At 38.9% G+C, this 24,109-nt stretch carries 22 protein-coding genes, 1 tRNA gene and 2 pseudogenes; 17 read left to right on the forward strand and 8 right to left on the reverse strand.

The annotated features are described in order from the left end of the window. From HZA38_00365 to HZA38_00445, 17 genes and pseudogenes are all read left to right on the forward strand, one after another. Positions 1–2,136, forward strand: a pseudogene (locus HZA38_00365) (Eco57I restriction-modification methylase domain-containing protein). Continuing rightward, positions 2,123–3,841, forward strand: a complete 1,719-nt coding sequence (locus tag HZA38_00370; protein ID MBI5413956.1) for a class I SAM-dependent methyltransferase — start codon at positions 2,123–2,125, stop codon at positions 3,839–3,841. The pseudogene HZA38_00365 and the gene HZA38_00370 overlap by 14 nt, the downstream one beginning before the upstream one ends. Positions 3,842–4,047: 206 nt before the next feature. After that, entirely contained in the window at positions 4,048–5,076 is a 1,029-nt protein-coding gene (gene ruvB / locus HZA38_00375) for a Holliday junction branch migration DNA helicase RuvB (GenBank protein ID MBI5413957.1), read from the forward strand. Between the two features lie 95 nt (positions 5,077–5,171). After that, on the forward strand, positions 5,172–6,536 hold the full coding sequence (purB, locus tag HZA38_00380; protein MBI5413958.1) for an adenylosuccinate lyase: 1,365 nt from the start codon (positions 5,172–5,174) through the stop codon (positions 6,534–6,536). Between the two features lie 170 nt (positions 6,537–6,706). Further along, positions 6,707–7,309: a dCTP deaminase gene (locus HZA38_00385; GenBank protein MBI5413959.1), complete on the forward strand. Its 603-nt coding sequence runs from the start codon at positions 6,707–6,709 to the stop codon at positions 7,307–7,309. Between the two features lie 115 nt (positions 7,310–7,424). Next, entirely contained in the window at positions 7,425–7,898 is a 474-nt protein-coding gene (locus tag HZA38_00390) for a regulatory protein RecX (protein ID MBI5413960.1), read from the forward strand. A 110-nt stretch (positions 7,899–8,008) separates the two neighbouring features. Further along, positions 8,009–8,095 (forward strand) — tRNA-Leu (locus HZA38_00395). A 74-nt stretch (positions 8,096–8,169) separates the two neighbouring features. Next, entirely contained in the window at positions 8,170–8,871 is a 702-nt protein-coding gene (locus HZA38_00400) for a 50S ribosomal protein L25 (protein ID MBI5413961.1), read from the forward strand. A 72-nt stretch (positions 8,872–8,943) separates the two neighbouring features. Next, on the forward strand, positions 8,944–10,020 hold the full coding sequence (locus tag HZA38_00405) for a DUF3048 domain-containing protein (GenBank protein MBI5413962.1): 1,077 nt from the start codon (positions 8,944–8,946) through the stop codon (positions 10,018–10,020). Further along, positions 10,020–11,045 (forward strand): tRNA preQ1(34) S-adenosylmethionine ribosyltransferase-isomerase QueA, encoded by a 1,026-nt coding sequence (queA, locus tag HZA38_00410; protein MBI5413963.1) that lies wholly within the window; start codon positions 10,020–10,022, stop codon positions 11,043–11,045. The genes HZA38_00405 and queA overlap by 1 nt, the downstream gene beginning before the upstream one ends. Before the next feature lie 300 nt (positions 11,046–11,345). Next, on the forward strand, positions 11,346–11,930 hold the full coding sequence (locus HZA38_00415; GenBank protein MBI5413964.1) for a hypothetical protein: 585 nt from the start codon (positions 11,346–11,348) through the stop codon (positions 11,928–11,930). A 327-nt stretch (positions 11,931–12,257) separates the two neighbouring features. Further along, complete coding sequence (locus HZA38_00420; GenBank protein ID MBI5413965.1) at positions 12,258–12,797, forward strand: hypothetical protein; 540 nt, start codon at positions 12,258–12,260, stop codon at positions 12,795–12,797. 1 nt (position 12,798) lies between these two features. Beyond that, on the forward strand, positions 12,799–13,299 hold the full coding sequence (locus HZA38_00425; GenBank protein MBI5413966.1) for a hypothetical protein: 501 nt from the start codon (positions 12,799–12,801) through the stop codon (positions 13,297–13,299). Continuing rightward, positions 13,296–13,802: a hypothetical protein gene (locus tag HZA38_00430; GenBank protein ID MBI5413967.1), complete on the forward strand. Its 507-nt coding sequence runs from the start codon at positions 13,296–13,298 to the stop codon at positions 13,800–13,802. Before HZA38_00425 ends, HZA38_00430 begins: the two co-directional genes overlap by 4 nt. A gap of 24 nt (positions 13,803–13,826) precedes the next feature. Then, on the forward strand, positions 13,827–14,276 hold the full coding sequence (locus HZA38_00435; GenBank protein MBI5413968.1) for a hypothetical protein: 450 nt from the start codon (positions 13,827–13,829) through the stop codon (positions 14,274–14,276). Continuing rightward, complete coding sequence (locus HZA38_00440; GenBank protein ID MBI5413969.1) at positions 14,273–14,749, forward strand: hypothetical protein; 477 nt, start codon at positions 14,273–14,275, stop codon at positions 14,747–14,749. Before HZA38_00435 ends, HZA38_00440 begins: the two co-directional genes overlap by 4 nt. Positions 14,750–14,808: 59 nt before the next feature. Further along, on the forward strand, positions 14,809–15,738 hold the full coding sequence (locus HZA38_00445) for a hypothetical protein (GenBank protein ID MBI5413970.1): 930 nt from the start codon (positions 14,809–14,811) through the stop codon (positions 15,736–15,738). 15 nt (positions 15,739–15,753) lie between these two features. Here HZA38_00445 and HZA38_00450 read toward each other — a convergent pair. The 8 genes and pseudogenes from HZA38_00450 to truB form a co-directional block, all read right to left on the reverse strand. Continuing rightward, positions 15,754–16,578, reverse strand: a pseudogene (locus HZA38_00450) (KilA-N domain-containing protein). A 217-nt stretch (positions 16,579–16,795) separates the two neighbouring features. Continuing rightward, positions 16,796–17,128 carry a hypothetical protein gene (locus tag HZA38_00455; protein ID MBI5413971.1) on the reverse strand — a complete coding sequence of 111 codons (333 nt, stop codon included), beginning with the start codon at positions 17,126–17,128 and terminating at the stop codon, positions 16,796–16,798. After that, a complete protein-coding gene (locus HZA38_00460; GenBank protein MBI5413972.1) occupies positions 17,112–17,699 on the reverse strand; it encodes a hypothetical protein in 588 nt (195 codons plus the stop codon). The genes HZA38_00455 and HZA38_00460 overlap by 17 nt, the downstream gene beginning before the upstream one ends. Positions 17,700–17,751: 52 nt before the next feature. Then, positions 17,752–18,828, reverse strand: coding sequence for a UDP-N-acetylglucosamine--N-acetylmuramyl-(pentapeptide) pyrophosphoryl-undecaprenol N-acetylglucosamine transferase (locus tag HZA38_00465; protein ID MBI5413973.1), 1,077 nt, complete (start codon positions 18,826–18,828; stop codon positions 17,752–17,754). A 21-nt stretch (positions 18,829–18,849) separates the two neighbouring features. Further along, complete coding sequence (locus HZA38_00470) at positions 18,850–20,025, reverse strand: cell division protein FtsW (GenBank protein MBI5413974.1); 1,176 nt, start codon at positions 20,023–20,025, stop codon at positions 18,850–18,852. A gap of 264 nt (positions 20,026–20,289) precedes the next feature. Further along, positions 20,290–21,069, reverse strand: a complete 780-nt coding sequence (locus tag HZA38_00475) for a hypothetical protein (GenBank protein ID MBI5413975.1) — start codon at positions 21,067–21,069, stop codon at positions 20,290–20,292. Positions 21,070–21,149: 80 nt separating this feature from the next. Next, the gene (locus HZA38_00480) at positions 21,150–22,751 is read right to left on the reverse strand and encodes a polysaccharide biosynthesis C-terminal domain-containing protein (GenBank protein ID MBI5413976.1); all 1,602 of its coding nucleotides are present in this window, start codon (positions 22,749–22,751) and stop codon (positions 21,150–21,152) included. 87 nt (positions 22,752–22,838) lie between these two features. Next, positions 22,839–23,735: a tRNA pseudouridine(55) synthase TruB gene (truB, locus tag HZA38_00485; GenBank protein MBI5413977.1), complete on the reverse strand. Its 897-nt coding sequence runs from the start codon at positions 23,733–23,735 to the stop codon at positions 22,839–22,841. Positions 23,736–24,109: the final 374 nt, after the last annotated feature.

Raw genomic sequence — 24,109 nt, forward strand, 5'->3', positions numbered from 1 at the left:
ATGCTTTCCTTTTTGTAATATTTTCTGTATTTGTATTTTTTCCTTTTGAGAAAGATGAACGATATATTTTTTCATGCGTATCAAGAAAAATATCGTCCCAAGTATATCACACGAAATTATTTATTGGAAATAATACTAGCTATTGAGAATGGATCAATTGCATTAGTAAAAAAACCTGAAAATATTGACAAGGATATTATCACAACACCGACTTTTATTATCAATGATATTTTAAGAAACACGGTTTTACCAAAATGCACAGGGAAAACTGAAAAAGAAATACTGAAACTTAAATTTGCAGATATTTCCTGCGGTTCAGGTGCATTTCTTTTAGAATTATTCCAATTGTTGAATGACATTTTGATTGATTACTATCTAAAAACAGACAGATCAAAACTCATTCGAACAAACATTAACACATATAAACTTTCCTTTAAGATAAAGCGAGAACTTTTATTGAGCTGCGTCTTTGGAATTGATAAGGATTATAACGCTGTTGAAGCTACTAAATTTGGCTTATTGCTAAAATTATTAGAAGACGAGGATGTGAATTCAACCAATTCAAGCAAGCCTGTTCTACCTGATTTGGCGAGCAATATCTTCTTCGGGAACAGTTTATTAAATCCAAAACAAGTAATAACAAAAAAAGCCCAAGTGATTATCAATCCTTTTGATTTTTCCAAACTTAAATTTAATGTTATTGTTGGCAATCCACCATATATGAAGTTGGAGGACATGAAAAACATTACGCCTTTTGAATTACCACTATATAAAATGAATTTTGTTTCTGCTTACAAACAGTTTGATAAATACTTTTTGTTTATTGAACAAGGAGTAAATTTGCTTACCAATGAAGGAGTTTTGGGCTATATCGTTCCGAGCAAGTTGACAAAAGTTGGAGCAGGTAAGAAATTAAGAGAGGAACTTTCAAGCAAAGGATATTTGCACTCCATTGTTTCGTTTGGGGCAAACCAAGTATTTACAGACAAAACAACCTATACTTGCTTACTCATCTTAAATAAACAGCCACAAAAAACTTTTCAGTATGCAGAAGTAAAAAGTTTAAAAAGTTGGAAAGTACGAAAACTTGAAGCGATTAAATATGCGTCAAAAAGCACAGCTGAATTAGATGGTCAAGCTTGGGTGTTGGTTCCTCCTGAATTGACAAATGCCTACAATAAAATTATTTCTCAAAGCGTCAAATTGGTTGATTTGGTTGGGGATGAAAATATTTTCAACGGTATTCAAACCAGTGCTAATGATATTTACATTTTCACTCCTACCAAGGAAGATGCAAAATATTATTATTTTTCCAAAAAGCACGTTGATTATAAAATTGAAAAGGGAATTACTAAGCCATATTTCCAAACTTCAACAGGTGAAGACAATTTGAACACCTACCGAACATTCAAACCCAACGCTAGAGTAATTTTTCCGTATAAAAATACCGTGAAAGGAGTTGAATTAATTTCGCTTATCACCATCCAAGAGAAATTTCCACTTACGTATAAATATCTGCAAAAGCATAAAGCAATTTTGAACAATCCAAAAAGAGACATTAAGCCGACACCCAAAACTAAAAATGAGTGGCACAGATACGGCAGACATCAAAGCTTGGAAAGTTGCGGGCTGCCCTTAAAAATTATTGTTGGTGTTCTTTCGGTCGGCGATAAATACGCTATTGATGTTTATAGAACATTAATTTCATCAGGTGGAACAGCCGGTTATTGTGTCGTTGCTGTTCCAACGAATTCGGATTATTCGGCTTATTACATTCAAGCCATTTTAAACTCAAAATACTTAGAATGGTTCAGTGCTTTGTATGGTGAAGTTTTCAGAGGTGGTTATATTGCAAGAGGAACAAAGGTATTAAAGAATTTGCCGATTCGTAAAATTGATTTTACTAATACAAAAGAAAAAACATTACACGATAGTATCGTAAAAATACAAAAGGAGTTAATTAAAATTTATGACCAAATAGATGTAAACGTAGGAAATAAAAGGGCATTAATTCCATTGCAAGGACAATTTGCAAGAGAGAAAGCCAACCTAGAAAAGCTATTAGCCAAATTATACGATTTAGGTAGTGAAGATTCATTAATCCCGTTAATCAAAGAATTGTATGAAGCTAATTAAGAACGCAACAGCCGTGAAATTGAGAGGTGGATTTTATACACCTGAGCCAATTGCTGCATTCATTTTAAAATGGGGCATCAGTGGAAGTTCTGATTATGAAATTTTAGAGCCTAGTTGTGGAGATGGCGTTTTTATCGAACAACTAAAAGCAAATAACTATAAGTTCAAATCAGTTACCGCAATTGAATTTGACAAAATAGAAGCTATCAAAGCAGATAAAATCATGCTCAATAAAAAATCAGTAATTAATACTGACTTTCATTTGTATTGCAATGAAACCACGCAGAAGTTTGATTTAGTGGTTGGAAATCCACCTTACATTCGTTATCAATATTTTCAGGAAGAACAGCAAAATGAAGCCATCAAGGTTTTTAATCGGGCAAAACTAAAATATTCAAAACTTACCAATGCATGGGTTTCTTTTGTTGTAGGCTCAAGTTTGTTACTCAAAGACAAAGGGAAAATTGGCTTTGTAATTCCAGCAGAGCTCTTACAAGTTTCTTATGCACAACAATTACGTGAATTTTTGGCTCACTTTTATAATAAAATCAATATTATTTCTTTTGAGAAATTAGTGTTTCCAGATATTCAGCAAGAAGTTGTTTTATTACTTTGCGAAAAGAATGGAAGTAATTCTCACTTGATTGAGCATTTAGAGCTAAGAGATGCTTCCGATCTTGAAAAATTGGATGTAAACAGGCTAAAAAGTCCTTCAAAACAAATTGATTTCAAATCAAACAAGTGGACATATTATTTCTTGGCACAGGAAGAAATTAACTTTCTCGAAAAAATTTCAGTAAAAAGAAATATCCCTACTATTGGAAAATATGCAAATGTTGAAGTCGGAATTACTACGGGGTCTAATGATTACTTCACGGTTCCTTTGCCTGTGGTAGAAACATATGACTTAAAAGAATATGCTAAGCCAATGGTTGGAAGAAGTGTTCAGGTGAACAGTGTAATTTTTACAAAAGAAGATTGGAAGCTAAACAGACAAACAAAAGCCAAAACTCATTTATTAGTATTCCCGCCAAAGAAAGAAATTAACGAGCACAGTGGAGCAAACTCTTACATTAAATTAGGCGAATCAATGGAAATAAACAAAGGCTACAAAACCGGTATCCGTGATGATTGGTTTGTGATCCCCTCAATAAAGTTATCCGATGCCTTATTTATCAGAAGAAACAACTTATATCCTCGATTGATTTTGAATGAAGCCAATGCCCATACAACGGATACAATGCACCGTGTATTTATGAAAAAAGATACTAATAAAGACGCCTTCATAGCTAGCTTTTACAATTCACTTTCTTTAGCATTTGCTGAGATTGTTGGTCGTAGTTATGGGGGAGGTGTTTTAGAATTAATGCCAAGCGAAGCAGAAAAAATACTTCTCCCCTTTAGAATTGAAAACGCTGAGCTCCTTTCAACCATCGATAAAATGATGAGAAATAAAGTAAGCATAGACCAAATTTTAAAAATCACAAATGAGCAAATTCTAAAAAAAGGATATGGTTTTAATGATGAAGAAATAAAATTTGCAGACAATATTTGGAAAAAGTTATCTGCAAGGAGATTAAATAGAAGTAAGTTAAATAAAAAAAGAGTTTTTGACCCCATCGTTCAGCGATTTATCCCGTCTACTCTTCGCCAAAAAAAAATGCCAAATTTATCTTTATTTGAAGAAAAAAGCCTATCAAAGTGAATTTAATTGAAAAATATTTTTGAATTCAGTCATTTCAGTCGCGTCCGCCTACTATTCATAAAACATCGCATACACTGGAAAGGTATAATCTATACCTACGCTATACCTATTGATTATCGTTCTCTCATGTACTGGTGAAGACTCATCCTTGTATCTTTCCATTGCCTTCCCTACAATACAAATAGATGTATCATTCATAAAACTCAATGAGTATTTCTCGTTCTCCATCGCCAATAAAACCAGAAATTCGCGTAAGTGAAGATCTTTTTGAAGTCGGCCTAAGACCGAAAACATTTGAAGAATATGTGGGACAAGCACAAATTAAAAAGAATCTCCACGTGTTTATTTCTGGAGCACGGAAAAGAAACGCGCCCCTCGAGCACATTCTTCTCTATGGTCCGCCCGGGCTCGGGAAAACGACGTTGGCACATATTATTGCCCATGAAATGGGGGGAAACTTGAAAATAACTTCTGGTCCAGCAATTGAAAAAGGTGGAGATTTGGCGGCACTTCTTACGAATTTGGAAAAAGGAGATGTGCTTTTTATTGATGAGATTCATCGCCTCAAGACCTCTATTGAGGAAATTCTCTATTCTGCAATGGAAGACTATGCTCTGGATCTCATGGTCGGAAATGGACCCGGCGCAAAATCTATGAGAATTTCCCTTGCTCCTTTTACCCTTATTGGTGCTACCACAAAAATGGGATCGCTCTCTTCACCACTCAGAGATCGGTTTGGCAGTATTCATAAACTCGAATTTTACGCTCCGGAAGAAATTGAAAAAATTCTCGAGAGAAGCTCTAAAATTTTAGAGTGTGTGCTGGAAGATGACGCAAGAAAATTTCTTTCTGAGTCAGCACGCTCTACTCCACGAATTGCAAATAGACTTCTCAAAAGAGTTCGAGATTTTGCCGACATGGAAAACACGGAAACTATTGGACAATCCCTTGCAGAAAAAGCTCTTCGCCATTTGGGCATTGATCATGTTGGGCTTGACTCTACTGATCGAAAACTCCTCACGACAATTATCGAAAAATTTTCAGGAGGTCCAGTTGGACTTTCCACTTTGGCAGCAGCGCTTTCTGAGGAAAAAGAAACAATTGAGGAAATCTATGAACCATTTCTTATTCAACTCGGATTTTTAGAGAGGACTCCCAAAGGGCGCATCGCCACAGAACATGCCTTTGAACACTGTGGAAAGGTATATCCAAAGAACAGCATGCAACTTTTATGAGAATTCCTAATTCCTGCTTCCTGCTTCCTACTTCCTACTTCCATCGCCGAATTTCTCTTTTTCCCCTATAATAACAGCGCCTTTTTCTCCCAAGCATGACTTCGCCACTCACGGCTCTTTCGCCTCTTGATGGAAGATATAGCCATAAAATTGAGCCACTGAAAGAATTTTTTTCAGAAAAAGCCCTCATGTATTATCGCGTGAGAGTTGAGATTTCTTGGATTCAATTTTTGAGCGACCGAAATGACATTGAAGAACTTCGAGCTTTCACCGAGAAGGAAAAAAGAATTTTAGAAAATATCACTGAGAATTTTTCTGAGGGAGATGCGGAAAAAATTAAAAGTTTTGAAAAAACGACGAATCATGACGTAAAGGCAGTAGAATATTTTTTGAAAGAAAAATTCGCAGCGACATCATTAAAAGATGTAGTGGAATGGATTCATTTTGCTTGTACATCTGAAGACGTAAATAATCTTGCCTACGCTATGATGCTGAGGGATGCGATACGAAAATGTCTTCTTCCTGCATTTACGGAAGTCGCTGACCTTATTGGGGAAAAAAGTAGAGAATGGAAAGGAATTCCGATGCTTGCCCGCACTCATGGACAGCCGGCTTCACCAACAACTGTGGGCAAGGCGCTTTTTAATTTTTATGCTCGTCTCCGGCGAGAACTTGCAGGACTCGAAGGTGTTGATTTTTTGGGAAAGATAAACGGAGCGACGGGAAATTATAACGCTCATGTGGTGGCATTTCCAAAGGTGAATTGGCTTGAAATTTCCAAAACATTCGTGGAGATTCTCGGTCTTACATGGCAACCAATTTCTGATCAAATTGAACCTCATGATTTCATCGCAAAAATCTCTCATAATATTTTCAGATTAAATACAATTTGTACCGATTTTTCTCGTGACATCTGGGGATACATTGCCATTGGATATTTCAAGCAAAAACTCAAGGAAGGAGAAGTGGGGAGTTCCACTATGCCGCATAAAGTAAATCCGATTGATTTTGAAAATTCCGAAGGAAATTTCGGAATTGCCAATGCCCTTTTTCACCTTTTTGCAGAGCGACTTCCTATTTCCAGATGGCAAAGAGATCTGACCGACTCGACTCTTCAGCGAAATATCGGAGTTGCATTCGGTCACACGCTTTTGTCACTTTCGAGCCTCTCAAAAGGAATTCAGAAATTAGAAGTGAACACGACCCAAATAGAAAAGGACCTCGAAGAAAATATTGAAGTACTTTCAGAAGCGGTACAAACAGTCATGAGAAAATATGGAGTGGAACATCCGTATGAAAAACTCAAAGAACTCACTCGTGGAAAAAGAATCACGAGAAAGGAATATGAAAAATTTGTGGGAGATCTCAAAATTCCGAAGGAAGCAAAGGATGCGCTTCAGAATCTTACTCCTCAGTCTTACACCGGAATTGCAGAGGAGATTGTGGAGAAGTTCGGGTAATGGAAAATGTTAGATCTTCGAGTGTTGTTTACAAAAAAAAGTGAAGCTGAGATGAAAATTTTTAATTTTGAAATTTTTAATTTCTAAATAAATTCTAATTTTTAATTTTTAAACATTTTTCATGAGAATTTAATTTAAAATTCAAAATTTAGAATTTAAAATTTCCCCCCATGGTTCTCTCCGATCGTGACATTAAGGCAAAGATTCAGGATGGTTCGATTCGAATTCTTTCTTCGAACGATGGTTATCTGGATCAAATTCATGCTTCTTCAATGGATCTTCGACTGGGGAAATATTTTAAGGTGTACAAGGCGGGGAAATATGTGCTTCTTGATCCAAAAAAACTCAGCGGTCAGGAGAATCTCACTCACATGATCGAGATTCATGGGGACGAACCGTTTCTTGTTCAGCCCGGAGAATTTGCGTTGGGAGTTACCCTTGAAAAAATTGCACTCCCAAATGATATCGTTGCACGAGTTGAAGGGAGAAGTTCGCTCGGCCGTCTTGGAATTGTTGTACATTCTACCGCCGGATTTATTGATGCCGGATTCGAAGGAACAATTACTCTGGAAATTTCGAATGTAAACAAAATGCCAATCGCACTCTATCCGGGAATGCGAGTATGTCAGATCGCATTTGAACAAATGAGTTCTCCTGCAGAAATTCCGTATGGGAAAAAATCGTCAGCAAAATATCAGGGACAAGAATTGCCGGCGGAAAGCCGTGTGGGAGATGATCCTGAATTCCACGAGGTGGAACAATATAAAATGTAAAATTTTAAAACAAATTCTAATTTTTAAATTTTAAACATTAGGATTTGAGATTTTTTTGTACATTTTACATTTTATATTTTACATTACAGCAAAAGCAGAATCTATTTTTAGAAGCATGGAACACCAAAAAATTCTTCAAAACATTCGTGACGCGGCATTCAAATATCTCGGAATGCGCAATCATTCTGAAGATGAACTTCGGAGAAAACTTCTGAAAAAATTTCGCGGTGCAGAAAATGAGATTGAGATAGTTTTTCGTGAGCTTTTTGATCAAAAACTCCTCAATGACAAAATTTTTGCGGAGGAATATTTGCGATATCGCACAGAAACTTCTCCTCGAGGAAAAAGTGCGCTCCGCTCTGAACTCAGAAAAAAAGGCGTCTCTTCTGAAATAATTGATGCTGCTCTCTTAAATGTTTCCGATGAAGATGAGCATGATTTCGCCAAAAAATTGACTGAACAAAAACTCAAATTTATGTCTCCGAATCTTGAAAAAAAGAAGAAAAAAGAGAAACTTTTCCGATTTTTACATTCGAGAGGAATTGCCCCAAATATTATTTTTGATATTTTTTCTGAGAAAGATCTCTGAGAATTTTTCTAAGGAAGCTTGTTCGGAAACATCTTGACTCTCTTTCTCGAAAAACCTAAAATCCTTCAGCCTTGGGGAAAAAGCGGAGTCTTTACATTTTTTATTCGCAGGCCGAGATGGCGAAATTGGTAGACGCGCGAGACTCAAAATCTCGTTCCTGCAAAGGAGTGTGGGTTCGAGTCCCACTCTCGGCACCAGATGCCTCTCTTGCGGTGTTCTTCTTTTCCCCCCACAACTTTTCGTTTCAAAAACATCTTCTTTTTTCATAATCATGCAAACCTCACAAATTACAGTAGAAACACGAGCTGACGTAGGCGAAGCCAAAAAGTTGAGAAGCATGGGACAAATACCAGCGGTTATCTACGGTCCGGGACTCAAGGGGACAACGCTTCATGTTTCTGTCGAATATCAGGCGTTTCGAAAAATATTTCGAGTTTCGGGAGAATCAACTGTAGTCGATGTCTCTCTTGGGGGGAAAATTATTCCTGCTCTTGTGCACCAGGTGGATTACGATCCGATTTCTTCCCAGTTTGAGCATATTGATTTTTATGCAATCGATATGATGAAAGAGGTAGAAACTGCTATTCCTCTCATATTTATTGGAACTGCTCCTGCTGTAAAGGAGAAGAGTGCTGTTCTTGTGACATCTAAATCTGAAGTTCACGTGAAGTGTCTTCCAAAACATCTGGTTCATGATATTTCGGTCGACATTTCTTCTCTCTCAGACTATCACGACCATATTTCTGTCAAAGATCTCTCTTTCCCTGAAGGAGTTGTCGCTGTAGATAATCCAGACGATGTTATTATTTCTGCTGCAGCACCGAGAAAAGATCGTGCAGAAGAAGAAGAGGCTGCTGCCGCCGCCGCTGCCGCTGCTGCCGCCGCCATAACCGCCGCTGCCGGTCCAGCACCAGAAGGAGAAGCTCCAAAAGAGAGCGCTCCGGAAAAGGGCAGCGAAAAAAAGAAAGAATAACTCCTTTCCAGATTTTCGCAATAAACTATGTATCGAATTTGGTTTGTGGGTATCACATTCATATTTTTTCTCTTGTTGGGATTCGGAGAATGGAAGTATGCCCCTCTCCAAAAATTTATTTTCTCTTCGGGGAAAACTTCTTCTCAAGAAAAGTTGAGGGAGCCGATTGCCCCGCTCTTCACTGAATCTGGAACATTGCCCTCGGAGTACACTTCTTTTTTTTCCAATTTTTTTATTAGTCCACCGAAAGAACAAACTTCTTTTTTCGATGGGATATCCATACAGAGGAGTGAAATTGGATTTGAGTACGTCGTTGGAATTATGATCGATAACCTCCTCAGCGCCAGAAAAGGACAGGTGGGGATTGATGAATCACCACTTGTTGTTGAAGCCGTGGCAGAAGGTGGAATTACTCGTTTTCTCGCATTTTTTTCATCACGACAAAATACAGAAAAAGTTGGTCCAATTCGAAGCGCCCGCCCATATTTTCTTGATTTTTTAAAACCACTTCATGGCGCTTTTGTCCATGCGGGAGGAAGCGATGAGGTTCTTGCAGAACTCAGAACTCTGAGGAGTATTCTTGATATTGACGATGGGTATTTTTCCTTGGAGAATCCAACATTTTGGAGAGATTTGGAGTATCCAGCGCCGCATAACCTCTTTACGAGTCTTGCTGAAATCAGAAGATATATTACATCCTCTAAAGATACGAATAGTCTTTCCGTTCTCATAGAGAATATTTGGAATTTTTCTCGTATTCCTCTCTCTGCAGAAAAAGTTTTAAAAATTCGCACAAATTTTTCTGCACCAGAATATATTGCAGATTGGGTATGGGATGAAGAAAGAGAATCTTTCGTACGCTCTCAAGAATCGTCTTCTCTCGATATCTCCGTACAAAACCTTGTCGTCATGGAAGCTCGCATGTGGCCAATTCCTGATGATCCGAAAGGAAGAATGAAAATGGAAAATATCGGGACGGGAAATATTCTATTTTTCCAGAATGGAAGTTTTATTCGCGGCACGTGGAAAAAATCCTCACGCGATGCCCAGATTCAATTTTTTGATCTCGATAAAAACCCGATTTCCTTTTTAGCGGGGAAAACATGGATTGCAATTCTCGATGATCTTCAAAAACTCTCTTTTCTCTGATGGAACTCTCACAATTTGATTTTTTTCTCCCCGAGGAACGCATTGCACAGCATCCCTTAGCACATCGGGATGAGTCTCACCTTCTCTATTATGATCGTGGAAAAAAGAAAATCACTCATAAAAAATTCAAAGATGTACTTTCTCTTTTTGGGAAAAATGATGTTCTCGTGCTCAACAATAGTCGCGTTATTCCTGCGAGAATTCGAATACAGGAAAAAGAAATTCTCCTTCTCGAAAAACTTCTTCCTTCCTCAGAAAACATCTGGAAATGCATGGTTCGAAAAGGGAAATTTTTTCAGATCGGAATGACCTTCACTTTTGGAGATGGAACAGAAATAAAGGTAAAACATATCGAAGAAAATGGACTGAGACATATCCAATTTCGAAGCTCACATTTTCAAAAATTTCTCGAACATTTTGGAGAGATGCCAACTCCTCCGTATATTCATGAAAAATTGGAAAATTCTGAGCGATACCAAACCGTATATGCTAAAAATGATGGATCTGTTGCTGCTCCAACGGCAGGACTCCATTTTACACCTGAACTTTTGGAGAAACTTAGGGAAAATGGAGTCCAAATAGAGTATGTCACTCTCCATGTTGGTGCAGGAACATTCCTTCCCGTAAAAACAGAAAATATTACGGATCATAAAATGCACTCGGAATGGTTTTCTCTTTCCGAAGAAACCGCAACGCGCCTTCAGGAAGCAAAAAATTCTGGGAAAAAAATTACCGCTGTTGGATCAACAGCGCTTCGAACACTAGAATCTTGTGCGGAAAATGGAATACTTATGCCAAAAACAGGAAAAACTGAGCTCTTCCTCTCTCCTCCAGCAAAATTTCAGGTGGTTGACCATCTTCTCACAAATTTTCATCTTCCGAGAAGCACGCTCATTATGCTTGTTGCTGCGTTTTTGAGTCCTCAAAAAACTGATGGTATTCAAATTGTAAAAGATATATATGAAGAGGCGATTCGAGAAAAATATCGATTTTATTCTTTTGGAGATGCCACCCTTATTTGGTAATTCCCATACAAAATATTCCTCTGAGTTCTAATTTAAAAAAATCTGTCGACGACTTCCGTCGACACAATCGTTATGAGAAGTACAAGCTTCTCAAGCCGCAAAAATAGAACCCATCAAAAAATGGAATTCGAAGAAAAACTTTTTCTCAAGGATCATATCGGTATGATCTTTGACATATGTAAAGTCGGTATTTGTCTGCAGTCACTTCGGCTTCACGAGTAATGCTCTGTCAACCGAGTGAATGTGGACATTTGTGCCGGCTTTTCCTTCACTTTCTTCACTCCAAAAAGGAGGTTTTTCGTGACACGAAAACCACGATTCCGCGGCACTATTCTGACACTCACTCTCGGAATCCTCGCACTTTTCCTTCTCGGCGCGTACAAAGGCGCCTCCAAAAAGGATTCAGTGGATGATTCCATCGAGCTTCGCGAGGAACTCACTTCTCACCTGAAACCCATGGCACTCGACATTAAAATCTTCGACGGAATTGACGAAGATGAAAACGACGCCATCGTCGTCGATGGAACTTCTCTTACTTCTCACCGCTTCGACCTGGAAGCGTACACTGAGGACAAATCGTACGGCGGGAGAGGAGAAACTGCGCGTCTCTCTGCGGACACAATGAGGACGATCGCTCTGCCATATAAGGACCAGTCGGAATTCTGGATCATCTGGTCATCTCCCGAGCGCATCAAGAAATATGCGCTCCATGTGGAAATGACACTCATGGTTCCTCCGGCAAAGGTCGAAGCAGAGTTCGTTCTTTCCGAGCTCGGAGCACGCCTCGTTACGCGCCGGGGATTTCAATTCTTCACCTATGAGTTCTCGGTTTGGAATGGTGAAGAAGAGAGGTTCCCGCTTCCGGAAATGGATTGTGAAGACTAGCTGTCAACGAATGCGTGGCAATCGCCACTTTGGAGGGGACGCATATTCTGTGTTCCCTCCATTTTCGAAATGCATTCTGTCTTGAGAAAACGGTGATAAATAAGCAAAAAGAGAAAATTCTTTGGGGTTATGCACTGTGTAGGAAACTCTGAAAAATGATGAAATACGAGGAATCAAGGCAAAAAATCCGCAAACGTACTGAAAGTACGATGAGGAATTTTTTGCCGCAGATGACGAAGGAGTTCGCATTTTTCAGAGTTTCCTTGAGAAAATACGTATTTTGAGATATAATGAAAAGAAACAAAAATATTAAAAAATATGCATTTCTTGCGAACACACACATTTATCAGAATTTTTCTTGGAGTACTTCTTCTCAACACTTTTTTGGGAAATGTTGTTGGATTGAAAAACACGGTATTTGCAACTCCCGGAGCTACAGTAGTACCAGCGGATGGAGGAGGCAGTACAACTTCAGAAAAAGGATCTGATTCTACATCTAAAGCCTTCGAAGGAGCAAAAGCTGGTGTAAGCGCAGATCCATTAGGACAAAAAAATAATATCTTAAAATACAAATCAGAAGGAGTTGATCTTGGACCAAAGAATTTTAATATCAATCCAACACCATATGCAAACATGGGGGAGCTCAGCTTTTCATTCATTCGGCTCCTTACGGGAACTGTGGTGCTCGCAACGATTGCCACATTTATGATCGGTGCTGGATTTTGGATTTTCTCAGCGGGAGACGAATCTCGCGTAGAGCGGGGAAAAGATCTCATGACCTATTCTATCGTCGGAATTCTCGTTGTTCTTGGATCATATGCGCTGATAAAACTCTTTCAGGTCGCTTTGTACACACTTGGAACATAATATGAAAAAAATAAAAATCATTGCATTTCTGGCGATATTTTCTCTTGGAATTTTCTCTGAAATTTCAGGAGAAATCCATTTTCTGGATTCTGAAAATATTGCTTCTGCAGGAGCAACAGTAGAAGAGGGCGGTAAAAAGATTGAAATTCCTGATGCGAAAAAAGGGTGTCCGCCAAATTCTTCAGATTGTATAGAACTCCTCGCTCCCTTTCCAGGACAAGATGAGACGGGAAGATTTGAAATAAAAAAAGATGCGACAGCTGTGGATATTATGGGAAAGTATGTTTCACAAGTTTTCCTTTTTGGAATGGGAGTTGTTTCGATTTTTTCGGTTCTCATACTCATTGTTGGAGGATTTGAATACATGAGTGCAGGAGGAGAAAGTTCGAAAACAGATGCCGCAAAACAACGAATTACTCAAGCCCTTCTTGGGCTTGTCCTTGTATTTCTCTCAGCGCTTCTCCTCAATTTTATCAATCCAAGTTTCTTTCGACTTACATGAAATTTTCACTATTTCGCCATCGATCAAAAAGAGGAAAAAATAGTTTTCATTTGATTGGAAAATTTATTTTTGCGGGAATATCACTCGTTATTGGATTTTTGGCGAGTATTTTTATCACTGGAATTAACATCTTTTCCGCACAGGTGGTCCCTCCAATTTTTCCTGAAGGATCGGAGAAATGTGATACCGGACTCCTTGGAAATCCATGTAATGATTCGCAAATGAATACCAGTGGACCACAAGATCTCCTCACAAAAACTTGGATTCTGAGCGAAGCTCTCCCTTGGTGGATTTCTTACTTTTTGGGTCTTGCCGCTGGTGTTGCGGTCATCATGTTTATGGGAGGAGGCATCCTCATTCTTACTGCGGGAGAAAATTCGGAGCGAAGAGGGAAAGGAGTAAAGGCAATTACATGGGCACTTATTGGCCTCCTTATTGCTATGTTTGCATTTGTTATTGTGGCAATTATCGAAAATATTCCTTTCCCCGGAACAACTGAGTAATTGTTTATTTTGCCAGCAGAAATTATGAATAAAATATCATCACACTCCATCCATCTTTTTGCCATCATTCCACTTTTATTTGGAGTGGCAATTCAAGTCTTTGCATTCACCGCAACGCCACTCCAAAATACAATTTCTCAGAAAGTTTCAACGAATAATTCCGTTTCTCCGAATGTTTTTGAAGCGCGAGTTATCCCTACAAAGGAGCAACGTCCGAACGGAAATCCTCCTGAGGGAAACATCGAAACAGAATTCCTTCCTGCAATTATTAAAATAGTTCTTGCGCTCATGAGTACCGCTACTCTTGGAGTTCTTATTGTTTCTGGAGTTCTTTTTGTTGTCAATTATGGCGATGAGGAAAAGTTGAAACACGCAAAATCACTTCTTGTGTATGCAGTTGTCGGCATTGTTCTCGTGGTGATTGCTTATGCTGCCGTTGAAGCTATTACAAAACTTACTTTTACCCGCACATGACCCCACACAAATTTCATACCGTTCTGGGAATTCTTTTGATTACAATGTTTGCGAGCATGTTCCTTTTTCAAATATCGCCATCAGGACTTCTCGGAAATAGCCTGTGCGAAACTTTAAAAAATGCTTCGGGCGGAGCTATTTGTGATGATGTTCCGCCCGAAATGGTAACGCTTCCGGGAAATAGCGGAGAGGGAAAAATTGATCACACTTTTCTTCAGGTGATAAATGTCATCTTGTATCTTTGCGGAACAGCTTCTGGAGTAATGATTATCGTTGGCGGAATTCGATATATTATTTCTGTCGGAGAAGAAGACGGAATGACTGCTGCAAAAAAAACTATTATTTGGTCCGTGCTCGGACTCCTAATGACCATTCTTGCGTGGGCAATCATCATAAATATCGTGCGAATTAGTTCCGCAGGAACGAGTCTTGATAATACTCCCAGTTCAGAGAATGTGCTGGAGGTGTTTTAGGAACCCCTTTGTTTTTGAAAGAAAAAAGACCAAAATACAAACGTATTTTTCTTTTGATTATGCCGCAAATTCCACAGGATCGTTCTTCAGTTCTCATGATGAACAACGCGAAGTACGTCGAGTATGTGCTTAATTTCTGTACTCGTGAAATCGCGAATGATGGAAATGATATCACGACCGAATTCCTCCTTGGAGATCATGACGAAGAAAAAAGTGCCGGAATTACTGCTCGAATGAGCGGAATACTTGCCGGAAGGGAAGAGATTGATTTTTGGAATGCTTCCTCTGGAGAAAAGCTGAGTATCTCTTGGAAATACGCTGATGGTGATGCTTTCCATGAACATGAAAATATTTGTGATCTCCGCGGAAGCGCAAAAACAATTCTTCAGTGGGAAAGAATGATGCTGAGTATTCTTTCTCGAATGAGCGGAATTGCAACGGAAACCAAAAAAATTGCAGATGTACTTCCTCCGGGAGTATTTGTCGCAGCTACGAGAAAAACTCTTTGGGGCATGCTCGATAAAAAAGCAGTAGCTGTAGGAGGAGGACTCTCTCATCGGCTCGGACTTTCTGATGCAATTCTCGTAAAGGAAAATCACCTCGCTCTTTTCCCCGAGGGAATAGAGAAGGTAGCGCACCTCATTGCGAACGCGAAGACATTTGAAAAGAACAATTTTGGAAGTTTTTGGGAGATTGAGGTGGAAACCGCATCCGACCTATTTTCCTTATTGAAAGTGCTTCAGAAACAATCACCAGAGTGGCCGGGAGTTCTTCTCCTCGACAATTTTTCTGCAAAAGAAATTCGGAATATATTTTCGGAAATTTCAAAAGCAAAATATCATCAAAAAAATATTTTCTTCGAAGCATCTGGCGGCATCCATGCAGAAAATTTTATGGAATACGCCCATTCGGGAGTTGACGTAATTTCTTGCGGTTTCCTTACGCATTCTGCTGGTTCCATAGATCTTTCACTACGAATTCTTCCCTAATATTCAGTATAAAAATTAATTTTCCAATTTCTTAATACTTGGATTTCCCGAAAGAGATTCCATTTTGATAATCGCTATTTGATTAAGCTTCTTTAATCTGTCTCCTTGTGATAGACCTTGCCTGATAAATTCTGCATTTAAACTTTCTAAGCCGGACAGGCAAACCAATTGAGTCACATTGGCATAATCGCGAACATTCCCTTTCTTGCCAGAATTTTGGTCACGCCATTCTTTCGCGGTTATTCCAAAAAGAGCCATATTCAAAACATCAGCTTCATCCGCGTAAATAAAATCTCTCTGCTTTTGAGAAATTTGTGAAGGAACGATATATTCTTTTACCGCATCCGTATGAACCTTGTAATTTGCTTTCACCAATAATCGTTTCGCGTCCCACCCAAGCGCCTTTCTTTCATTTTCTTCCAGTTTTAGTCGCTGAAATTCCTTTATTAAATAGAGCTTGAATTCAGCGGAGATCCACGAAGCAAATTCAAATGCGATATCTTTGTGGGCAAATGTTCCGCCAGTATTACCTGATCTTGAGATAATCCCGATAGCATTTGTTTTTTCTATCCATTTTTGAGGAGATAGAACAAAACTATTGCTCCCTGCCGCATTTTTAAAGGAGTCGAATTCGACCCCTTTAAAACTAGGATTATTAACCATCTCCCATAGCCCCAAAAACTCTATTGTGCTTCTGACCCTCATCCAGTTTTTTACAACATCTTTCGGTTCTTCAGGATTTTTATTTCTGGCTATATCCGTCAACGAAATATAATCGCTTTTCTTTTGCTAAAAAATGATTATTTCTGTGCCTTTCACAGTGATTTTTTGATTGTTCATGAGATTTTAATCTTATGGAATTGGATAAATATCCCTAATTGGCTTCAAATTTTAGTTTCATGGTACACGAAGGTAAAAACTCTATAATCTTTGTCGCTCATAGATTCTCTACAAATTTCTTTGTGGCTCACATTTTATGTTTTATGAGTAACAAATGGACTTAAGTGTCATGGATGAAAGACAAAAGACTTTATGTATCATTCGTGAAAATTGAACACTAGGCAGCAAGGTGAAAATATCCCTTTATTCCCCTTTCCGTTCCGAAGTACACATCTCCACTTTTGCACTCAGAGCATACAAATTTTACTTTCTTCGTTTTCTTTTTTTGTGCCGCAATGATGTGCTTGCATTCCCAACAGTAAAAAACAATATTTGAATCCTGTGCTTCTTCTGGTTCCCCACGTACTTTCACACGCACATTCAAGAGTTCGTCATAATTGATATCAGAAGATTTTTCGTTTTCATCGTGTTCAACAAATTCAAAAACAGGAGTCGCTGCTTTTTTTTCGAGAGGTTCCGATGAAACAATTGTGTCAGTTTTTTTCGTCATAATCTCCAAATGAAAGTTGTTCGTCCTGTACTTCTGGCTCAAGATGGATATGAGAGGTATCAACGGTGTGATATTTCGACAAAGATTCCTTTGTGTGGCGCTTTACCTCATCCTTCATTCCCATACATCCTCCGAGGAGCAGAAGCGTTTCTAAAAAAAGCGCGAGAAAGACGCTGATTTGGACTTCAAAATTACTATCTTTATTTGTGAGATATGATGAACTCAAGATAAAAAGCGCAATAAAAATAGTGTACATGCCGAGAGCTCCTAAAATAATCCATAATACAGAATTGGCGAGTCCTCGAAAAGTTCCATTTTTCGTGATCATTTCCCGAACAAGAAGAAGAAGTGACACGCACTGAATGAGAAGAAGAAGCCACCCGAATATGGAAAAAATGCCAAATGCATTAAAACTTTCCGCTTCAAATCCAAGAGTACTCGTGATTTTCCCGCTGTGAGTTCCCCATGGGAAGAAAAGAGAGAGAAGCACACCAAAAGCCCCAAAAAGGACGAGTTTCCGTGAAAATGGCAAGAACCGTAATTCTCTTTTAAGAATATCAATTTTTTTCACTCTTAGTGGGAAAAAGGCGACCTCCAAATGCTACTCGAAAAGCTCAAAAAAATCAAAGTGAAATTCTCTCCGCGACTTCTTTTGCCGTAAGAATAAGGAGTTCGGCAATCCTCTGAGATGCGCCATTTTGCGCGAGTGTGGCAATATTTTTTTCAAGATTCTTTCGAGTGGTTTCATCCTCCAAAAAAGCAGAAACTGTTTTTTGAAATTCACCAGAACTCAAATGATCTTCATATAAAATTTTTGCTGCTCCGCGAGAAGCAAAAAATTCAGCATTTTTTTTCTGATGATTATTTGCAGCAGAAAGGAGTGGGAGAAGAAGGATTGCTTTTTTTTGCGCAGCAAATTCGAAGAGCGAATTCGCTCCAGCTCTCGAGATGGCAAGGTCAGCTGCAGCGAGAACATCGCCATATTCTGACCCGAGATAGGGAAAACTGCGGTACCTATTTGTGTCTTTTCTTGCGGACTTCCCTCGTCCAGAAATGTGCACAACGCATGCCTTTTTTAAGAGTTCATCGAGAGAGAAAAGAAGAAGTTGATTTATTATTTCCGCTCCCTGACTTCCTCCAATAACGAGCAGAATTTTTTCTTTTTCAGGAAATCCCAAAAATTCTCTTCCTCGTTTGGCATCTCCATTCAGTATTTCTTCACGGATTGGCGTTCCAACCCATTCTCCTTCTCCCGTGGGAAACGAAGTGAGAATTTTTTTGGAGATCTTTCGCAGCATACGATTCGCAAGACCAGAAGCGATATCACTCTCATGAATAATAACGGGAATTCTCAAAATTTTTGCCACCATTCCTATGGGAAATCCAACAAATCCACCTTTAGAAAACACCAAATCAGGTTTTTCTTTTCTCAGAATTTTCCATGCTTCTCGAAATACTCTTGGAGCGCGAAAAATATCAAGAATATTTTGAGGCGAAAAATATCTGCGAAATTTTGCCGGTGACAAAGTGTGCCTTCGATATTTTTGAGAATGTGCGGAAAAAATTTCATCATCAAGTGCAGCATTTGAACTCACAAATACGATCTCTGTATGTTTCGATTTTTTTTGGATCACATCTGCAACGGCAAGAGCGGGAGTAATATGACCGCCTGAACCTCCAGCAGCAAACAAAATTTTCATAGAAATAGGGTGAGAGAATTTTTATGCATACACTCCTTTTCCCTTCAGCTTTGTGGTTTCCCGAGAAACGACTGGTGGAGAAAGAGAGGAAATATTGAGAAGGAGACCTATTCCAAACAAAAACATTACGAGTGAAGATCCTCCATAGGACAGGAAGGGAAAAGTAATTCCCGTGAGGGGAAAAAGTCCGAGCGTCACAAGAATATTGATAATTGCCTGAAATATAATCCACGAAGTCACTCCTACTGCTACGAGAAATGAAAATCGATCAGGAGCATTTTTTGCAATCTGAAACCCTTTGAGCGCAATGTAAATAAACACGAGGAGGAGAAGGAGAATCCGAAAAAAACCCATTTCTTCCGCTATTCCTGAAAAGATAAAATCCCCTTGAATTTCCGGAAGCCATCCTGACCTTTGGGTACTGTTTCCGAGTCCTACTCCAAAAAATCCCCCACTCCCAATTCCCATAAGAGATTGATCCAACTGATATTTATCATCTTGTAGCGCGAGATCACTCATGAAAAGAGCAAAAAATCTGGCTCTGATGTAGGCATGCGAAAAAACTATTGGCCAAGAGAGCATCGTCGCGACAATACTTCCCCCAATGATGTGCCAAATATTTCCTCCTGCGACAAAAAACATAGTGACTCCGATAATTCCGAGGACAAGTACCGATCCAAAATCCGGCTGAAAAGCGACGGGAATGATCATGACAGAGACAAGAATAACAAAAGGAAGAAACCCTCCTTGGAATGTTTGGATGGTATTTTGTTTTTTTGACATCCAAATAGCGAAATAAAAAATCATAGCGAGTTTTGCTGCCTCCACGGGTTGAACCGATCGAAATAAGGGAATGTTCAGCCAACTTTTTGAGGTTCCATACCCCGTTCCGAGAGAAGTAAATACGAGGCAAAGGAGAAGAAATGCTGCGACAAAAAATACTGGCGCCAGAGTTCTCCATACTCCCATAGGAATAATGAATGCTAAAAACCCGAGGAGAAGACCAATAAACACATTGACTACCTGTCTTTCAAAATAGAGATTATTACAATTATTCTCCTGACAATAACCTTCTGCATATCGACGTCCTTCTTCTTGCTGACAGTTTGGAATTTCTTCATGAGCGTCACAATAGTCAACTACCTGCTGCGCAAAGACTTTCGAGTAAGAATTGTACACACTGAGAGAGCTCAACATGAAAAGTCCAAATGCCACGAGGAAAAGGACCGAAAGAAGCAGGCCGATATCGGGCGAGTAGCGCTGAAACATCAAAAATATTGTGGCAGAAAAGAAGGAGAAATTCAATGAAGGAAGCAGGAATAAGGAATTAGGAATAAGGAATTAGGGAGGGACCAATACCAAAAACTACCACTCGAAGAGTGTCACTTCTACAAAACCATATTCCTGCTCCCTGATTCCTACTTCCTGATTCCTACTTCCTGATTCCTACTTCCTACTTCCTTATTCCTTCTTCCTGGCTGTTGATAAAATCACAAACGCATCATTCCCTACCGGAAGATTGGCGCTTAAAAATCTCTCCCATTCATAAGAGTATTTTTCACCCCGTTTTGTGCCGACATCATTCGTGATAACGCGATCTTCTGTGAATCCAATAACCGTGAGCATGTGATATCCGGGATACGGATAAAACGGATTCCGGAGAAGGTCTCCCTGAATGGGAACGATAAGTGGATATCCCAAAGTGATAATTTTCTGAATAAGAATTTTATTGAGATTTTTGACGTGAAATACCGATTCCTCCGGGAGATGATAATATCCCACAATAAATTGCTTCATTTCTTCCCCGAGGAGATCTTTGTGTCTTCCAAAATTTTCTGGGCGCTTTTCCCATTCGATCATGTCCAAAATAATTTCATGCGCTTTCTCTGGAGATGCAGACGAATTCGTCATAAAAAGATATGTCTGCAGCAGTGCTGCTTCCTCGCAACTTTCTTCATGAAACTTCCAATGAGCTTCATCACGAAATGGATTTTGGCATATAAAAGGAACTGTAAGAATTTTTTCTTTCGGAATATCTTTCTCTTCTAAGTGAGAGATTTTTTCAGAAAAATTTTCCGAGAGTGATATTTTTTCGAAAGACTGAGCGATTTCCGGACTCTCTCTATATGGCGACGCAACATTCTTTATAGCAGCGATTCGCTCGCTATATTCTTGAAGATCCCTTTCTGCTCTCCAGATCTCTATCCGCGTTTCTACTTTCGGAAAAAGGTATATTCCCACGAAAAATCCCATACATAAGATGAGTTCGAAAAATATGTTTCGAAAAATCGATCGCCGCCGAATTTTTTTCCGAAAAAATTTCATACGCTATCATCAATTTTTTGAATACTTGTCTGAGATTTTTTTCGAGAGAGTGGATACCATTTCCAAAATGGCACTTCGTACACTTCTGGTGATTTGAGGAGAAGTGCCGCAGCAAAATATGTCACTATTCCCACACATACTGCCACGGCAAAGCGCGGAAGATAATGCGTATTTCTAAGAAACTCGATCGTAAAAAATACTGAAATTCCCATAATGGCAGAGATGAAACATGTTTTTCGAATTTTTGGGAAAAAATCACTCCACGGAAATGATCCCGCAAGTCTTGGAAGAAGTAGGAACAAAAAAATGACTTGCACTACGAAACTCAAAAAGTATGCGATTCCGAATGCCTCAACTCCAAAGTTAAATTCGAAAACAAGCAGAAGTGAAAAAGAAATGAGAGCAGTGAGAAAAAGAAGACTCGCGATCATGGGGATGAATGTATTTTTGAGCACATGAAATGCTCTTACGAGAAGGTGATTCATGCTTTCGAGTGGAATCGCGAGAGCAAGCGGAATAAGTGCCATCACGGTGAGAATGTTGTTTTCCTGAACTCCATACACAAGTCTGACAATTTCTGGCGCAATAAGAATCACTCCCACTGCCGATGGCAGGGCGAGAAAAAGAATTTGTCCAAGAGATTTTTCTAAACGAAAAAGAAAATGATCCATTTTTTTTTCTGCAACAAAATCGGCGAGAAATGGAAAAACCGCCGTCGCAAAAGAAATCCCAAAAAGAGAAACGGCAAAACTTTGGAGATTGCGGGCATATTGAAAAGAAGAATAATTCCCTTCTCCTAAAATTCCGTCTCCCATGCGGGCAAAAAAGTAAAAACCTATTTGGAGGGAAAGAAGAGAAATAACTTTCGGCCACATGCTTCGAAGAAGTTCTCGCAAGAGTGGATTATGAATATCAAACGAAATCACAAATCTTCCGGGAGATTTGAGGAAATCATAAAGGCGGAGGAGAAAATGCAGCATTGCGCCAAAGAGTCCACCATACGCTGCGGAATAAATTCCATATTCTGAGCTTCCCACGAGTATTCCCAAAATAATTCCGAGATTATACAAAAGTGGTGCAATGGAATACGCAAAAAATCGTTTGTGGGCGAGAAGAAAATGCCCTAGAAAATTCGAAAGGGCAAAGAAAAAATTCGAAAAAATTAACATTTTCGTAATTTGGAGGAGAACTGGCATTTGCTCGACCGATGTTTCGGGAAAAAATAGAGAAAGAATCGGACCCAAAAAAAGGAGACAGAGAAAAGCTGCGATAGCGTAAAAACTATTCAGAACAAAGAAAAAATCTCCAAATGTTTTGGCTCCTTCTTCTTCGGATATTTTTTGCGCACGAACATAGAGCGGAATCAGAATTCCGAGAAGCGCTCCAGTAATAAAAATTGTGAGGAGAGAATCGGGAAGTATGAATGCTTTAAAGTATGAATCGGTGAATGCAGTTATGCCAAATGTTCTTGCAAATATCGCATCTCGAAGCCATCCCAAGAGATAGCTCATGGTGGAAGCAACCGCAAGAATAAATGCCCCAGCCCCAGCACCGAGCGGACCAAAAAGTTTTTGTTTCATTCTGGAAAGAATATTCATTCGTATTTGAAGAAAACTCGTAAAAAAGAGTACGGTTTCCTATTTTGAAACACAAGTTTTCTTGAGAAAATTCAAAAGGATGTTTCTCTATGGTGTCAAAAGTTTCCGTGGCTGAACCACATATTCTTCTCCGTGTTTTTGAATTTCTGCAAATCCGATCATTCTCTGTTTTCGAAAAAGTGAAATTTTTTGACTGTCGAAATTTTTGTTTTTATCTAAAAAAAAGGATTTTCCAAGTCGCACCATTTCTTCTTCTTTTTCTGAAATTTCAAGTGATGGAAATGGGAAAAATTCTGGTTTCAGCTCGAGAATATCGTTTTCTGAAATATCTTCCATGTTTTTCGCTTTTGCCACATCAAAATTCCCAATCTTTGTTCGGCGGAGTTCGTTCGCATACGCTCCCGTCCTAAGCTCAGATCCAATGTCACGTATCAAGCTTCGAATATATGTTCCTGAGCCGCAATGGACTCTGATTTTTGCCCGTGGATATTCAAAATCCAAAACTTCTATCTCGAGAATCTTCACTTTTCTTTTTTTCTTCTCTATTTGCTTTTCAATATTTTCTCCAGCTCTCATTCGATCACATGCTCTTTTTCCTGAGATTTTAAGCGCCGAATAGAGAGGAGGAATCTGATCAATTTCTCCTAAAAAATTGGGAAATACTCCGAGGAGATCTTTTTTTGAAAAATGAATATTTTCCGTCGTATGAGAAAGAACGCCTTCTCGATCATCTGTAGAAGACGTCGCACCAAAAATTATATCGGCAGAGTATTCTTTCTCCGCAAGAATGAGCTCAGAAAGAACTTTTGTTCCTTCTCCCATCGCCAAAACGAGTAATCCGGAGGCAAAAGGATCCAAAGTGCCCGCATGTCCGATTTTCCTTATGTTTAAAGTCCTTCGGACGCTACGAATGACATCAAAACTGGAAATATGAGGCGGTTTATCGATGAGAAGAATTCCCTGCAAGGAACACGATATGTCCATAAAAAACAAAATTTAATCTCTTCAAAAATGGCTTTATTCCATTATCTTTTGGTATTTAAATATTATTTTGAAATATTCCACTACATCAAGAAAGCTCTATTTTTTGACAATACTCATTCTTTTCGATAAGATGACCTGAAACCTTGAGACAGAAGTGGAGGACAAAAATTCAAAATTAACGTCTCTCTTCATCTTCGCCTCTCTTTCGTTTCCTCTCAAAAACATACACTACAAACACACAGAAAAACAGATCAACACACATACCAATACTCCCTGTTCTTTACAATTGCTTGCTTTGTTCTCTTCTCCCTTTCCTAAAGAAAGTGGGGAGAGCCGAGCCTTTCTTCTCCCTGGCCAATCATAATACATATTTA

It is taken from the genome of Candidatus Peregrinibacteria bacterium, assembly GCA_016220175.1.
Lineage (GTDB): Bacteria > Patescibacteriota > Gracilibacteria > CAIRYL01 > CAIRYL01 > JACRHZ01.